Here is a 16157-nt window from a genome sequence, read left to right as displayed (position 1 = left end):
TCCGCAGCGAAAGAGGCCTTCGCTGGGGCGGCAGACCCCTACCCATCGCGGCCTGACCACCCAACCCGGCGAACCTTCCCGGTCACGGCACTAGGTCAGGCCCAGTCGACGCCGAGTTCCCGCAGGGCGTCGAGCTGCTCCGCCGCGAGCTTGTCGCGCCTCGACTTGGTGTTGGAGACCCGTACGCCCAGTTTGACGGTCACCGGCTGCGCCTCGCCGTCGACCGCGATCGGCTCCCCGTGGCCGCGGGTACCGGCCGGTGGGCGCCTTCCCGCTTGGCTGTTGATCGCTCTGTCAACCCTTTCGTTCCCCCTCGTCACGGGGTGCGCCGAGGAGAGCCGACAGGAGGTCATGCAGGCGTTCCAGCTTGACCTCCCGCGGTGCCAGACCGAGAAGGAGACCTTCTCCGGTCAGACGTCATGGCCCGGCCCGAGTCTGGTGCTGAGTTTCAAGGCCCCGAAGGACTGCGTGAACCAGTACCTGAAGGATCACGAAGCCGACGTCACCAACCCGATCCAATGGCCCGGTTCCGCCGAAAGCACCATGGGTGACGTGGAGCTGTCCCCCACGAGGCCTCCCTTCGAGGACGCTTCCATGAAGCAGTTCCACCTCGAGCTCGACCCCGGCAAGAAGTACGAGATATTCACCGGATTCCGCACTCGATGGTCTACGGGTCCGACGCTCCCGCCTTCTCTTGGCAGTGCGCTGTCGCCGCTGTCTGCGAGCCGATCACCGGATACCGCGTGAGCAAGTGGAACCCGGTCTCCGGTGCGTACGAGCCGCTGCACGCCGGGCTCCTGCGGACCTCGGCCAGGAGCTACGCGGACACCACGGCGCAGCCCGGGGAGCACCCACTTCTACCTCTTCGAAGCCCTCGGGGCCGACGGCGCCCCCGTTGTCCGGTACAGCTGGGGGACCACCCGCGCGAACCGACGGCGGGCATCGAGCCGGCCTGCACCGGTCTGCACCGCCGAGTGGTGTCCCTCGTCATCCGACCACGGCTACGGCCGCCGCCCCATCTGAGGGAGGCGGCCGTAGCCGTTTCCCCTGGCGAGGCACCGATCGCTGGGCGTTGCGCCTTCTCAGGGAGACCGGTTCCAGACGAGGGTGAGGTCCGCTGTAGAGGGCCGAGGCGGCTGTCGCGGTACCGAGGATCCAGTACACCGTCGCCGTGCGGGCGCGTGCGAGGGCGACGGCGAAGGGGAAGAGGAGGGGGAAGGCGGGGAGGAGGAAGCGGGCCTTGGAGTGGAAGAAGCCGGCTCCTCCGGCGGCGATGAGGACGAGCACCGCCGTGTAGATCCAGACGACGGCGGGCGGGCGCTGGCGGGACAGCAGGACGAGCAGGACCAGTGCGGTGACGACGGTGGTGGAGACCACCACCTGGTTCAGGGTGAGGCCGGGCTGGGTGACCAGCTCGCGCAGGCGCTGCGCCGTGTAGACGCCGCCGTCGAAGGTCGAGCCCCACTGGCTCTGCTCGACGAAGTACCCGTCCCAGCGGCTCATCCGGTGCCCGACCCAGGCGAAGAAGGCGAACCAGCCGAGCGGCGCCAGGAGTACGGTCGTGCACAGCCGGGCGCTCGGCCGGCGCACGCCGTGCCGCTTGCGTCCGGTGAACAGGGCCCACAGCGCGCACAGGACGACGGCGGCGACGACCGCGGCGCCCGAGGGGCGGGTGGCGCCGACCAGCAGGGCCAGTACCCCGGCGGTGAGCCAGCGGCGGGTGAGTACGGCGTACACGGCCCACGCGCTCAGGGCGATGAATACGGGCTCGGTGTACGCCATGGACAGGACCAGGGCGTGGGGTACGACCGCGTAGAGCGCGACGGCGAAGAAGGCGACGCGGGCGCTGTGGAGCTTCTCCGCCACGGCGAAGATCCCCCAGGCGGCGAGCACCGAGGCGACGAGGGAGATGGCCCAGCCCGCCCAGTCGGCCGGCACTCCGGTGACGGCCGACAGCCCGCGCGTCAGCAGGGGGTAGACGGGGAAGAAGGCGAGCTTGCAGGTCGGGCCGCCGATGTGGCACGCCGGGACCATGGCGCTGGAGTAGCCGTGGTCGGCGATGTTGAGGTAGTAGACCGAGTCCCATCGCGTCGCCAGGATCTCGTGGAGTCCGATGCCCTTGCGCTGTCCCCAGGCGGCGACCACGCCGACGCCCACCAGCCGCAGCGCGATGTGTACGAGCAGCGCGCCTTGGGCGCGCCGCCACGAGGCCCACATCGCTCGCGGGCTTCCCTTGCCCCGGTGGTCACCCGTGCTGTCGGATTGCGGTGCCCGGCGGGCCCGGTGAGTCCGATGCGTCCGGTCGAGCGTGTCGACGGGTATGTGAGGTGCTGGCACTGGCCGTCCTGGTTCCTCGCGGGAGTCGGGGGTCCCACACCCTACCGGCACGCTCCGAACCATCGGCCGGTCGTGGGCGGGAGGTCGACACGGCGGAGCGCCCGGCCGGATGATCCGGCCGGGCGCCCCTGATGTCTGCGGCCTACGATCCCGCGGCCTGCGATCCGGCCGACGATTCGGGATCTGTGATCAGCCGATGGCGGGGAAGGTGTTCCAGCCGTCTTCTTCGACGTTCCCGCCGGTGCCGAGGGCGGTGGTGCCGCCCTTGTAGAGGTAGATCATGCCGTTGGTGTTGGTGAGGTAGAGGTCGGGGATGCCGTCGCCGCTGACGTCGGGGACGCCGCGCAGGAGGGGCCAGGTGGTGCGGCTCCAGCCGGTGGTGCCGTAGGTGATGTCCTGGGCGCCGTTGGAGGCGGCTTCGGTGGAGAGGGAGGAGAGGTCGACTCCGCCGGTGGCGCCGGGCTTGCCCTTGCGCAGGGCGAGGCCGCGGCTGGGCATCGATTCGTCGCGGAAGATCAGGTCGGCGACGCCGTCGCCGGAGATGTCGCGTACGCCGACGATGTCGCGCTGCTTCCAGCCGGCGCCGCCGATCTGCTTGACGGTGGAGAAGCTGGCTCCGGTGTAGCCGGTGAAGGCCCAGAAAGTGTCGCCGTTGTCCGCGAGGGCGAAGAAGTCGGGCATGCCGTCACCGGTGACGTCGTCGCCCGCGACGAGTTGGCTGAGGGTGGCGGGGTTCGGCGAACCGGCAGGCAGGAGGATCTCGAGGCGGCGGCTGATGTCGACGCGGCCGTTGCCGTCGCCGGGGTAGACGTAGAGCTTGCCGTCGGGCATCCGGGCGATGAGGTCGGTGAGGCCGTCGCCGGGGAACCAGTCGGTGGAGTGGGTGATGAGGGCGCTCTTGCCGCTGGCCGGGTCCTTCCAGTACCCGCTGGGGACCGGCCTGCCGGCGTCGGTTGCCGCGGGCATCCAGGCGTCGATGTCGCCCGTCTTGTCTCCGGCGTAGATGCGCAGGTCGCCCGAGCTGTCGATGGCGAAGGTGTCGCTGTAGCCGTCACCGGTGGCGTCGTTCGACCTGTCCTGACCGGCCCGGGGACGGACGTAGAAGAGGTAGACGGTGGGGGTGGAGATGTTCCCGGCTTGGTTGACGGTACGGACGTAGAGGACGTTCGGGCCGCTGTTGTCGGGGTTGATGTCGAGGGTGACGGTGTCCTGGCCCGCCGCGGGCACGGCCTTCTGGTTGTAGACGGGGTGGTTGAGCGCCCACTGGTACTCGCGGATATCGGCGGCGTTGGTACCACCGCCGGTGATGGTGACCTTGCCGGGACCGAGGGTGTTCTTGCTCCACTCGGCGCCGTCGGGGCCGGGGGCGGGGAAGTCGTCGGAGCGCACGGCCGGGGGGTTGGGGGCGGTGTGGTCTACGGTGAAGGTGCACCATCCGCCGCCGCCGGAGTCGGAGGGGCCGCTGCCGGACCACCAGCCGGTGGTGTCGATGGCCTGGGCGAGCCAGGCGTACGTCTTGCCCGGGGTGAACCGCTCCCAGCCGATAGTGGTCGTGGCAACGCCGTCGGTGTCGGTGTCGATGGTGTCGGTGGCGATGGACTGGGTGCCGTCAGTGGACCAGACACGGAACTGAATTTTCTTCAGGTTGCCGTCGCCGTCGGTGGCCTTGGCCCTGAGAGTCACGGGGGTCTTGCCGACCTTGGTGAAAGGCTCACGGGTGACGCAGGGGCCGCCGGGGGAGCTGCTCATATTGGCCTGAAGGGGGGTGTCCGGGGGCCTGTTGAATTCGTAGTCGATGAATGGAGCCATGTCACTGTTGGCCTGGAATTTTTTCCAGAGATAGGAGTCCGATTCGTTCGGTGCGCGCAGGCCCAGGGATACGGCCTGCCACCTGTTGGCTGCGGCCTCCGTGATCGTGTTCTTGACGTCGACCATGGCCCAATTATCCGGGCAGGAGCTGTTGTACCCGTGCCCGGCGTTGCCACCGCCGACGCGCTTGCCCCAGAAGGTGTTGTTGTTGGTGTTGTCCCACGTGCTGGAACTGCTGATGAAAGGGGTGTTGTAGACGTCGAAGGGCTTCGCCTCACACGACCACGAATATGTCTGCAGGACATGCAGGTTTGCAGATCTGATGACAGCGCCGTTCAGGGTGCTATCGAAGTCGAAATTGAATACGGAGCGGGAGGTGCCGCCGGAGGTCGATTCGTAACCGACGCGGGCCTCGTTGGTGCCGCCCGCATTATAGTTCTGGCCGTTGAAGAAGCTGGAAGACCCGGCGGTTTTGTAGAGGAGGGTCCAGCCGCTCGAGTGGAATGAGGGGTCGATGAATACGGGGTACACGGTGTCGGCGTCGTTCAGCAGGCCGGCATCCGGCGTGATGCTGAGCGTGTTGGTCTTGTCCGCTGTGGCGAGTGCCGCCTTTGCGGCGACGGCGTGGGCGCCTTCGGCGCCGCGGATGCCTGACAGGCCGAGCGAGGGGTGGTCCTTGGCCGCGGGCCCGGGTGTGGGCTGGGCCTCGCCTTCGGTGGTGATGATCTTGCCGGAGTTGTCCCACATGTAGGGGGTGGGTGCGCCGGCGATCTCTTCGCTCTTGGTGTCGCGGGCGCTGATGGCGCCGGACGGCTCGTCGAGGACGAAGCTCAGGTCGGGGGAGGCGAGGCGGTAGTTCAGCTCGCCTATCAGAGGGTCGGCGGCCGCTTGCTTGTTCTTGACGATGACCAGGTGGGAGTAGCCACCGTTCTGGGCTGTCATCAGCAGGTCGATGCCGGGGCGGATGTTCTCGTACAACGCGCGCGGCCCGTCGATGACGGGCTCCGGCAGGGCTCCCGGCCAGCTCACGACGATGTCGTGGCCGTCGACCGAAAGGCGTACGAGCTCGGTCCAGACGGCACCGGGGGCGGGAGCGGCGAGAGCGTTCGGCAGCTTGGTACCGGTAGTGCTGAACGCAACCTGTGACAGCGCGTCCCGCGACACCGAACGGGAGGCCCGCTGGCCATCAGCCGTACCGGCCCCGGAAGCAACGGCGGGCTTGCTGCCCGCGCTGAACACGAGCCGTTCGTTGACCGCCCTGGGCGCGTAACCGGCTTCCACCCGCTGCAGGTTCGTGTCGATCGGCTTCCAGTCGTTGCCGACCTTGGCTCGGATCGCACTGCTGTATACCCGCGCCTTGAACTGGCCGCTCGGCTGCGCCCACGTCGTGATCTTCGCGGTCCGGTCGGCGGTGACCTCGACCTCCTTGCCGGACTCCTTCGCCTGCTGGCGCGCCTGAGCGGCGGTGACCGGCTTCCCCATCTCGGCCTGCGGCTTCGCAGCGCTTTTCGGCGCGCTCTTCGTCAGCTGGAATCCGACGGGCACCGCAATGGCTACGGCCAGCAGGGCGGCCAGCGCGCCGACGGCTCGGCGACGCTTTGGGCGCTGGCCGATCGGTTCAACTGCCCTATCCGATTGCGGAGTTGGTGAACTCTCATCCTTTGATTCACTGGTAGACACGCTGATCTTCTCCCCCCTCGGGCGCGCGAACGACACCCTTGGTACTAGCGGTAAAGCGGCCATCTCGGCCGGAAATGAAGGGTCCGCTCCCCACTCGCCCTTCACGCATAAATGTGCGAGGTGAGCATGAACCATCACACCTGATTCGTCACCCCCGCACCCCCTCCAACCGTGCCCCAAATGAACCAATATACGGCTTACCTACTATTATTTAAGATCAGTAAAGTGATCATGGCCACATAGGTGATCGGGCTATGGATTTCATGTCGTCTTTACGCGCAGAATCAATCCCTAATTTGTCAGTTTCCTGCCACCCGTCTGCCTCAGGCGCGGCTGGCAGAGCGTGGGGGGGTCCACATGTCGCCGTTCTCGGCGAACAACTTCCGCCTGCCCAGAAATGGGAAGGCGCGTGCCGTGCGCAGTCGCATGGCAAGACGCACCGGAGTCACGCTTTCGGTGCTCCTCGTCGCCAGTCTCTTGCCCACCGCGGCTTGGGCCGCGCCACCGGGCGACCGCGACGGGATCGACCTGCCCGGTCTCCAACAGGAGATGAAGGCCAAGCTCGACAAGGTCGCCGCCGCCAAACTCGAAGGCTGGGACGGCGCGCCCGTCCAGCCGCCCGCCGGCTACGAGCCGTCCAAGGTCGCTCCGCCCGCTGCAGGATCGGCGAACGTCGCCCTGAGCCCGGCCACGGGAACCCAGCTGGTGCAGGCAGGCTCGTTGCCGGTCAGCATCGGCAAGGCATCACCGACCGAGTCGAACCCCACCCCGGCCGAACCGTCGGGCACCTGGGGCGTCTCGGTCGAGGCGCGCACAGCCACCGAGGCCGCCGCCGTCGATGGCGCGATCATCAAGGTCACGCCTCCGGCGACCGGCTCAACAGCGGTCGACGTGCAGCTGGACTACAAGAAGTTCGAAGACCTCTTCGGCACCGAGTGGTCTTCCCGCCTGGAACTGAAGCAGCTCCCGGAGTGCTTCCTGACCACCCCCGATGTTGCGGAGTGCACCACCGCAAAGGACGTCCCCAGCACCAACGACCCGAGCACCGGCACCGTCCGAGCGACCGTCGACCCGGCCACCGCGCCGGGTCAGGGCTTGCGCACGATGGCGGTCGGCGGCGGAGGCCCGATGGTCCTCGCGGCGTCGGACTCGGCCTCCGGTGCGGGCGGTACGTATAAGGCCAGCTCCTTGTCCGCATCCGGCAGCTGGACAGCGGGCGGCAGTGGGGGTGGGTTTTCCTGGAGCTACCCGCTGACCGTGCCGGCGCCGCCAGCTGGCCCGGCCCCGAAGATCGCATTCTCGTATTCGTCGCAGGCCGTGGACGGCAAGACCTCTGTCGCCAACGGCCAGGCCTCATGGATCGGCGACGGCTGGGACTACAACCCCGGCTACATCGAACGTCGCTACCGGTCCTGTACCGATGATCAGAAGGCAACGCCCAGCGCTCCGAACAACAACAATGCCACGGACAAGAAGAAGGGTGACCTGTGCTGGGCGGGCGACAACGCTGTGATGTCGTTCGGCGGCAGCACCACCGAGCTGGTCCATGACGCCGCTACCGGCCAGTGGATCCCGACTTCCGACGACGGCTCGAAGGTCGAACACAAAACAGACGCCTCCATTCCCAATGGCGCAAAGGACGGCGAGTACTGGATCGTCACCACTCGTGAAGGCACCCGCTACTTCTTCGGCCGCCACGACGTGGACGGCGCAGGCAGCCGTCCTGTCACGAACTCCGTCCTGACCGTCCCGGTCGTCGGCAACCACCCCGGCGAGCCCTGCTATCAGGCCGCATACGCCGACTCCTTCTGCACCCAGGGATGGCGGTGGAACCTCGACTACGCCGAGGACGTCCACGGCAACGCGATGATCATCGACTGGGCCAAGGAAACCAACAACTACGCCAAGAACCAGAAGACGAAGACAAAGGTCGCCTACGACCGCGGCGGCTACCCTGCCCAGATCACCTACGGCCTGCGCGCCGACAACCTGTCGGGCGCACCCGCAGGCAAAGTCGAGTTCACGGTCGCCGAGCGGTGCATCAAGGAGGGCATGACGACCTGCTCGGACACCGAATTCGAGTCGAAGAACTACGGGGACAAGCAGCCCTGGTGGGACACTCCTTCCACGCTCAACTGCAAGGCAGACGCGAAGGACTGCTACACGTCTTCACCGACCTTCTGGTCCCGTAAGCGTCTGGCCGCAGTGACGACCTACGGTCAGCGCACCGAAGGTTCCACCGCATTGTCACTCGTCGACCGATGGAACCTCACACAGTCCTTCCCGAAGCAGCGCACGGACACTCACCCGCCGCTGTGGCTGGAGTCCATCACGCGAACCGGCTACGGCACGGGCAAGGATGACAACGGGAACCAGCAGGGCACCACGCTGCCGGCGGTCTCCTTCATCGCCAACGTCAAGGACATGCCCAACCGAGTCGCAACCGGCCCGAACGATGCCACTCCTGACTTCGACCGCCTCCGCGTGGAAACCATCCGTACTGAGACCGGCGGCGAAATCCACACGGAATACTCAGCCCCATGCCCGGTCGGTGGCACTCACCCGAAGCCGGAGGAGAACACCACCCGCTGCTACCCGGTCCACTGGTCACCCGACCCGGACCTGGAAACCCCCCCGCTGCAGTGGTTCAACAAGTACGTCGTCGACCGGGTCATCGAAAAAGACCGGGTCGCTCGTCAGGACGACCTGGTCACCAGCTACACCTATGAGGGCGACGCGGCCTGGGCCAAGGAAACCGACGAGTTCTCCAAGCCCGAGCTGCGCACCTACAGCCAGTGGCGGGGATACGCGAGCGTCGTGGTCAAAACGGGCGCGACCACCAACACCGGCGGAGCCGAGGCCACCGAGGAATCCCAGACCCGCGCTCGCTACTTTCGCGGCATGTCCGCTGATGCGGGCCGTCCGAAAATCACGGTCAAGGACTCCACCGGCACCGAGGACCTCGGCGAGGACCTCCTCGCCTATCAGGGACAGACCGCCGAATCAATCACCTACAGCAAGGTCGGCGGGAGCATCGCCGAACGGACTCTGACCTGGAAGGCGAACCAGAAAACCGCCTCCCGTCCCCGTGACGGCACCACTCCGCTCGAAGCATTCCGAGTCAGCACCCCTCGTACCGACGTCATCCAGACGATCAGTGGCGGTGCTACTCGAATCAGCCGCTCGAAGGCCACGTTCGACCCCACCTACGGGCTGACGCTGACCACCCAGTCAGAGGCATTGACCCCAGACGGCGCAGGCGGTTGGACAACCGTCGACCAGAAGTGCGCCACTACGACGTACGTCCACAACGTGGCGAAGAACTTGATCGGCCTGCCCCAACGGGTACGGACGACAGCAGGCGACTGCGGCACGGCTGCCACAGGCGCGATGATTTCTGACGCACGTACCTCCTACGACGCGGTGAACGCGTTCGGCGCCTCGCCGGTCAAGGGCCTCGTCTACCAAATCGACACCAATGACGCCGCCGGCACCGGCTGGACCACGACCGCGCGGATGGAGTTCGACGCCCTCGGACGCACCACGAAGGTGTACGACGCTTCAGGGAAGGCAACGTCCACCGCCTTCAGCCCGGCCACCGGGCCAGTTTTCAGTACTACAGCGACCAACGCCGCAGGGCACGTGAGCACGGCAAAGATTGACCCGGGCCGCGGCAGTGCCCTCGAGAGCACCGATGCCAACGGCCGCAAGGCAACCACGGCATATGACAACCTTGGCCGAACCACCGCGGTCTGGACCCCATCCCAGAAGCCGGGGACGGACAAGGCGGCCTACACCTTTGCCTACCAGATCGCCGCGCACGAGCCCCCCGTCGTCACCAGCAGCACGCTGCAGGACAACGGCACCTACACCAACTCCGTCGTGATCTACGACGGCCTGCTCCGGCCCCGTCAGTCCCAGGCCGAAGCCCTCGGCGGCGGCCGCCTGATCACGGACACCTTCTATAGCGCCGACGGCACGGTCCGTCAGACGAACAACGGCTACTACGCGGAGGGCGATCCGGACAGGCACATCTTCGTCCCAGAGTCCGTCTTCAAGGTCCCCAACTCCACCAAGACCGCCTATGACGGCCTCGGCCGCGCGGTCCGCACGACGACCCTCTTCGCTGACGTCCCGCAGTACTCCACCACCACCCGCTACGAGGGCGACTGGGCCCTCTCCCGCACCGCGATGTCGGCCGACGGCACGACACCGCTCAGCGGCAGCCGCGCCAGCAAGACCACCACCGACGCACTCGGCCGCACGGCGCTCGTCCAGTACGCCACGTCCACCGACCTGACGACCTGGAACACCACCCGCTACACCTACGACGTCCGTGGCAAGCTCTCCAAGGTCACCGACCCGGCGGGCAACAACTGGACCTACGCCTACGACGCCCGCGGCCGCATGACCTCGTCCAACGACCCGGACATGGGCCAGGCCGAATTCGGCTACAACAACCTCGACCAGCAGATCTGGACCAAGGACTCCGCCGGCCGCGCCCAGTACACGACGTACGACGTCCTCGGCCGCAAGACCGAAACCCGCGACGACGCCGCCAACGGCCCGCTCGTCGCGTCCTGGACCTTCGACTCCCTCCCGGGAGCCAAGGGCCAGCCCGTCGCCTCGACCCGCTACTACGACGGCAAGCCGTTCACCAGCGAAGTCACCGGCTACGACACCGAATACCGCCCCACCGGATCGAAGATCACGATCCCGGACGTCCCGGCCGCCAAGGGCCTGGCCGGCAGCTACGCCTACGGCGTCACCTACACGCCCACCGGCAAGATCCAGTCGACCACCCTCCCGGCCACCCCCGGCGGCCTCGCCGCCGAAAAGCTCGTCACCCGCTACAACGGCGACGGCTCGCCCATCACCATGTCCGGCCTGTCCTGGTACACGGCCGACACCGTCTACAGCCCCTTCGGCGAGGTCCTGCGCACCGCTTCGGGCGCGGCGCCGCAGCGCGTGTGGGCCACCAACAGCTACAACCCGAACACCGGCCAGGTCACCCACTCCATCACGGACCGGGAAACCGCCAACCCCAACCGCATCAGCGACGTCTCCTACAACTACGACCCCGCGGGCAACATCACCTCGGTCACCGACAGCCAGCCCGGCGGCCGCAACGACCGCCAGTGCTACGCCTACGACCCGATGGGCCAGCTCACCCAGGCCTGGACCGGAAAGACCGAGAGCTGCACCGGCCCGTCCCTGAACGACGTGACCCCCGGCCCCGACGGTGACGGCTACTGGCAGTCGTACTCCTTCGACGCCATCGGCAACCGCACCAAGCTCGTCGACCACGACCTGACCAACGCGTCCCTGGACGACGAGTACACGTACACCTACGGCGTCACGGTTACCGGCAACGGCACCCAGCCCACCACCACGACCCAGCCACACGCCCTCACCAAGGTCGACGCGGTCACCCGCAAGCCCGGATCGACGATCAATTCCCAGTCGACCTACGGCTACGACACCTCCGGCAACACCACCCGCCGCACCCTCGGCGGAGACACCCAGACCCTGGACTGGGACCGCCGCAACAAGGTCACCTCCGCCACCAGCCCCGGCATCGGAGCGGGCGCCGTCACGGGCCTCGCGGGGAAATGCCTCGACATCGACAACTCCAACACGGCAGACAACACGCCGATCCAGATCTGGTATTGCAACGAGACCAGGGCACAGCAGTGGCGCCTGACCGGCGACACCGTCCGCGCACTGGGCAAGTGCCTCACCAGCAACGCAGGCACGCTGGTCCTGTCCACCTGTGAGGGCAGCGACAAGCAAAAGTTCGTCTACCGCGCGGCGGACAAGAGCCTGCAAAACCCGGCGACCGGCCAGTGCGTCGACGTCCCCGGTGCCGACGAGACCGCCGGCACCGACCTGAAACTGGGGACGTGCAACAGCGCCGCCAGCCAGCAGTGGAGCTTCAACAACACCACCGCCTACCTCTACGACGCCTCGGGAAACCGTCTGATCGAGGACAACGGCAACAGTCGTACCCTCTACCTCGGCGAATCCGAGATCACCGTCAACAAGAACGGCGACGCCGTCGACGCCGTCCGCTACTACGCCGGCGCCGGCGCCACCACCATCCGCCGCACCAAGGGCAAGGCCACCGGCCACGTCATGGCGGTCCAACTGGCCGACCACCACGGCACCGCCAGCACATCAGTCGAACAGAGCACCGGCCAGACCGTCACCCGACGCAAGTCCGACCCCTACGGAAACCCGCGCGGCGCGCAGTCACCCAACTGGCCCGGCAGCCGCACCTTCCTCGGTACCGGCAACGACGACAACACCACCGGCCTCACCCACATCGGCGCCCGCGAATACGACCCCACCACCGGCCGCTTCATCTCCATCGACCCAATCATCGACATTACCGATCCGCTCCAGATGAACGGATTTACGTATTCCAACGGAAACCCGATCGGGAACTCGGACCCCTCCGGCCTGCACCTCATGGAAGGCATGAACGACGGTGGTTGGTTCGACAGTGGCGGCAATAACGGCAACGGCGGACAAAACACCCTGCAGAACCGCGATAACGCCCGCAATCGAGGGGACCACGGGCTCAGGAACCTGGACCAAGTCCAAGACACCTGGGCCCCAGCCCCAGGGAAAATAAACAAGGGAACAAAAAAGCCGGGGCACCTGAAAAGTAGCTGCAATCGAGCTAGCTGCTCCAGCAAATGGGTCGATCAGCCCCTCGGGAATGATCGTGATTGGGGCTACGGAATCCTCACCGGGATTGTTGACGCGGTCACCTTCGGGTGCCAAGCGTTCAAGCTGTTCGGCGAAGTCGAATGCGCCAGTGACGCGATGCGCACAGAGGGTGCTAAGAATGGTATGGATGTCAACAGCGCCGCGTTCGGAGATGGCGTAGGTATAGGTTCAGCTGCCGCAAGCATCCCCCTCGGGCCGCTAGCCCCCGAAGTCTCGTCAGCGTCCAGGTTCTCCCAGCTCGCACTGTTTCGGAGAGGGGTAAATGTTGGCGAGCTTTCAGAGTTGCCCCTGCCTCTACAAAGGCGCACGGTAAAGCAATACGCAGAGCGTGGCGGCGTCGGCCTATCCGGCGTCAAATGGAATATAGACAGATCTCCAGACCTGATAGGAAAAGACCTGTACGGTTACACAAATCCGGAAACAAAAAGAATAACATTCTATCCTGATGCATTCTCATCTGAGGAGAGTTTGGTCAAGACGATCGGCCATGAACGTACGCATGTCATGCAACTTGACCTTTACGGGGCAGGAGCAGACACTCGCATAGGGCGAACGTATGAAAACACGGCCTTTGGTGCTGAGCCGCAGTTTTGGAAGTATTTTCAGTCGTCCGGGGGTAGCCTTTGATGTCAAATAGCGGATCTGCGGTACAATCGGTTAGTGAACCGCCTGGGAGGGGAGGTGAATTTGTCACGTAAACGGGATAAATGGATGCGGACCATTGCCGGTTTCATTGACGGTCGCGTTGACAGCCCCTGCCCAGAATGCGGTACTGTCGGGCTAAAGCTTCGCTATATCGGCGATCCGGCGACGCGGATAGGATTCAATATTTTCTGGTGCATGAATTGCTTCCACGGAATCCACATCTCTCGCTCCAAGGCCCCAGAGTCCGCCGACTTTCGTTCCTTCGATGACCCAAACGGAATGGATGGGGTCCCAGAGATCGTCGAAGTGAACTAACCAATTGCAAGCGCACCAGAAATCCGACAGTGAAGTAATAGTAAACCGATTCGACTGAAAGTCGCTATTTCTCCACTGTTACGGTCTATTCTGACACCTAATTGGCGCGACGGTTATCAAGGAGTGGGCCTCACCGAGTTTCGAGTCGGTGAGGCCCCTTGTTTTATAGTGCTCATCGGCCATAGCTCCGAGACGACGAGCTCGTGCACGCTCCGTGGTCTCGGAGACCACCCTCAAGCGCGCCACCTCGTGACGCTGGAGGGGGTGGTGGTTGGTGTGCTGGCTGTTGGCTGGCCTGGGGTGTTGTGGGTTTGTTGAGGGCCCGATCGGGCGGTTCCCGGCGTGGGCCTTGGGTGTGTGAGCTGGGGTTTTCTGGTCTGTGTTGAGTGTGGCGTGATCTGTTGTGGATGGTTTTGGCGTGTTGATGTGTGAAGGCTCAGGACATCTTTGACGTTCCGTCCTCTGGGTCGCAGCGTCATAGTGCAGCTTCCCACTTGTCCGCCTGGCTGGTGCGGGGCTTCGGCTTCTCGTCCTCGCCGGCAGGTGCGATCCCGAGGACGTGTTGGCACATCCACTGCTGCACACTGGTGAGTTGGTCCTATCCGTGTCGGACGGAGGTGACCCACCGGCCGAGGTCCTCGCCCTGGCACATGGTCTCGCCCGCAGCGGTGGGCAGGTCCTGGCCGGTGCCGAGATGGCGGCGGACGAGGTGGAAGCAGCGCTGCCAGGCCACCGGCCAAACGGGGCACCATGCGGGGTCGATCGCCTCCAGCTGCTCGCGGCGTTCCTGCGTCATCGTCCAGGCCGATGAGTGGACTGGCAGTCCCTGGGTGCGCCGCTGCTCGATCTCCGTGGCCTTGCGGGCCGCTCGCGCGTTCTTCAGCCAGATTCCCACCGCCGCGCCTTGGTAGGTGGCGTCCACCGGCGCCAAGAGGTGTCCGTGTTCGGCGGCCCAGCCATGTGCGGCGGACAGGCCTTCTTCCCAGTTGACGTCGTAGTGGGATCAGATCATGCCGAGTTTCTCCAGCTGCTGGGCGCGTTCCTGGCTCATGCCGCCGCGGTTGTAGAGGCGCCTAGCGTCGGCGATCCACTGTCCGAGGGGGAAGGCGGCGAGGGTGGCTGGCCAGCGGGATGTCGCCGTGGCCTCTACGGCGGGGACGCGAAAGGTGGACGGGACGCGGAGGTCGCCCTGGGTGCGGGCGTAGATGACGGCGGCCTCGATCCCGCGTCGCCAGTGTTCGTGTTCGGGGTTGAGGACACGCAGGTTGATGAACGCGGAGAGCGCGGCTGGGTCGCAGGGCGTGGAGAACTTGAGCAGGGCCTTGGCGGGCGCGCTGACGTCCCTGCTTCCATTGCTGTTCGTGGTGCTGGGCTTATAGCGGCTCGGCGCCTGTGGTTCGGCGAGGGTTTCCACGATCCGGGCGTCATGGGCCCGGAGTGCTGCCAGGAGCTTGGCGAGTCCGCCGTACGCTCGACGAGGTCGGGCATGGAGCCGCGGACGTCGGCCCAGTAGACGGAGTCGCAGGTGCGGGTGTCGACGCCTTCACCGAGCACCTTCACGGAGGACAGGTAGGCCTTCTCCACGGTGGTGCCATCCGTGGCGATGCTGTCGGCGAATTCGGCGAGGACACGGCGCCGATGGAGCGGCCTGTGTTCCCGCACAGCCAGTCCGCCCAGATGGTGGCCGGGTAGAGCTCAGGGTCCACGTTGTTCAGCTGCGCGGTGACGTCGGGGAGGCCGACCGCGAAGGCCTCGGCTTCTTTGACAACGTGGTGGAAGACGAGCGTCCTGCGGAAGTCTTCCACCGAGGACGCTTTCACCAGCGAGGTCTGCAGAGCGGCGATCCGGGCCCCCCGGACCTCCTCGGAGCGGGCCTCGGTGCCCAGGAGCTGCGCGGCTTGGAGTTGGGGATCGGTGATGTCGACGCAGACAACTTGGTAGGGGGCACAGATTCCCCTGTCGATGGCTTCTGAGAGTGTCAGGGTGTAGCAGCGGCTGCCGAAGGTGCCGTGGGGAGTGTCGTCCATGCTCGCGACCAGCTCGCCGGGGACTCGGGCTCCGTTGTTTCCCAATTGCCACAGCCTTGGTGTGGCTGTCATATACAGGCGTCGGAGCGCCGGGATGAGTGTGTTGTCGTGGATGACCGCCCAGGGTTTCCCGATCCGGCCTGACGTTCGGTGAGCCTCGTCGACCACGATGAGGTCCCATGCCGGAAGGCCAGCGCTGTGTGCCTTTTCCAGCGTGTCCAGGCCGAGAGAGGCTTAGGTGGCGTAGACGGTGACCTCGTTCAGGCCCCGGGTCCATTCGACGAGCTCGTCCGCGTCCGTGGTGTTGGGGAAGGGCGCCTCTTCACCGCGGAGCGAGGACACGCCGATCGCCGGGCTCTGGCGGCCGCCGTCGCGCCATGCTGCCTCGGTCTGGGCGAGCAGGTCCAGCGAGGGCACCAGGACCAGCACACGGTCTGCGTGGAGCTCCTGTGCACTGTGGATCGCGACGCGGGTTTTTCCGGATCCGGTCGCCATGATCACCTGCGTGTGTGAATTACTGAGATTTTCGGGTTGTCGTCGGTGGTGACGGTTCATGATCCCTGCGGTATGCCGGTGGTATGCGTTATCCGGAGGGTGGGGGCCTGACCG

Annotated in this window: 4 protein-coding genes and 2 pseudogenes; 2 read left to right on the top strand and 4 right to left on the bottom strand. The window is 65.9% G+C overall.

The window, feature by feature from the left end; translation table 11 throughout:
- Window positions 1–95 precede the first annotated feature (95 nt).
- Window positions 96–277, bottom strand: a pseudogene (locus tag ABZY31_RS30525) (hypothetical protein); the annotation flags it as partial.
- A 74-nt stretch (window positions 278–351) separates the two neighbouring features.
- Between ABZY31_RS30525 and ABZY31_RS30520 the strand changes: the two are divergent.
- Window positions 352–747 carry a hypothetical protein gene (locus ABZY31_RS30520; RefSeq protein ID WP_356416824.1) on the top strand — a complete coding sequence of 132 codons (396 nt, stop codon included), beginning with the start codon at window positions 352–354 and terminating at the stop codon, window positions 745–747.
- 240 nt (window positions 748–987) lie between these two features.
- Here the strand turns inward: ABZY31_RS30520 and ABZY31_RS30515 are convergent, their stop codons facing one another.
- A complete protein-coding gene (locus ABZY31_RS30515) occupies window positions 988–2217 on the bottom strand; it encodes a glycosyltransferase family 39 protein (protein ID WP_356416822.1) in 1230 nt (409 codons plus the stop codon).
- Window positions 2218–2526: 309 nt separating this feature from the next.
- Window positions 2527–5691: a DNRLRE domain-containing protein gene (locus ABZY31_RS30510; RefSeq protein ID WP_356416820.1), complete on the bottom strand. Its 3165-nt coding sequence runs from the start codon at window positions 5689–5691 to the stop codon at window positions 2527–2529.
- A 492-nt stretch (window positions 5692–6183) separates the two neighbouring features.
- Between ABZY31_RS30510 and ABZY31_RS30505 the strand changes: the two genes are divergently transcribed.
- The gene (locus ABZY31_RS30505; RefSeq protein WP_356416818.1) at window positions 6184–13188 is read left to right on the top strand and encodes a ricin-type beta-trefoil lectin domain protein; all 7005 of its coding nucleotides are present in this window, start codon (window positions 6184–6186) and stop codon (window positions 13186–13188) included.
- 780 nt (window positions 13189–13968) lie between these two features.
- On the opposite strand, the pseudogene ABZY31_RS30500 reads toward ABZY31_RS30505, so the two are convergent.
- Window positions 13969–16043, bottom strand: a pseudogene (locus tag ABZY31_RS30500) (Helicase associated domain protein); the annotation flags it as partial.
- Window positions 16044–16157: the final 114 nt, after the last annotated feature.

The sequence above is a fragment of the Streptomyces sp. NPDC006529 genome (assembly GCF_040611795.1).
Lineage (GTDB): Bacteria > Actinomycetota > Actinomycetes > Streptomycetales > Streptomycetaceae > Streptomyces.
The sequence above is the reverse complement of the archived record's forward strand: the minus strand, read 5'-3'. Positions and strand labels throughout refer to the sequence as shown.

Coding starts and splice junctions, on each gene's coding strand:
- ABZY31_RS30520 (WP_356416824.1), top strand. CDS start 352: ATGCAGGCGTTCCAGCTTGACCTCCCGCGGTGCCAGACCGAGAAGGAG.
- ABZY31_RS30515 (WP_356416822.1), bottom strand. CDS start 2,217: ATGTGGGCCTCGTGGCGGCGCGCCCAAGGCGCGCTGCTCGTACACATC.
- ABZY31_RS30505 (WP_356416818.1), top strand. CDS start 6,184: ATGTCGCCGTTCTCGGCGAACAACTTCCGCCTGCCCAGAAATGGGAAG.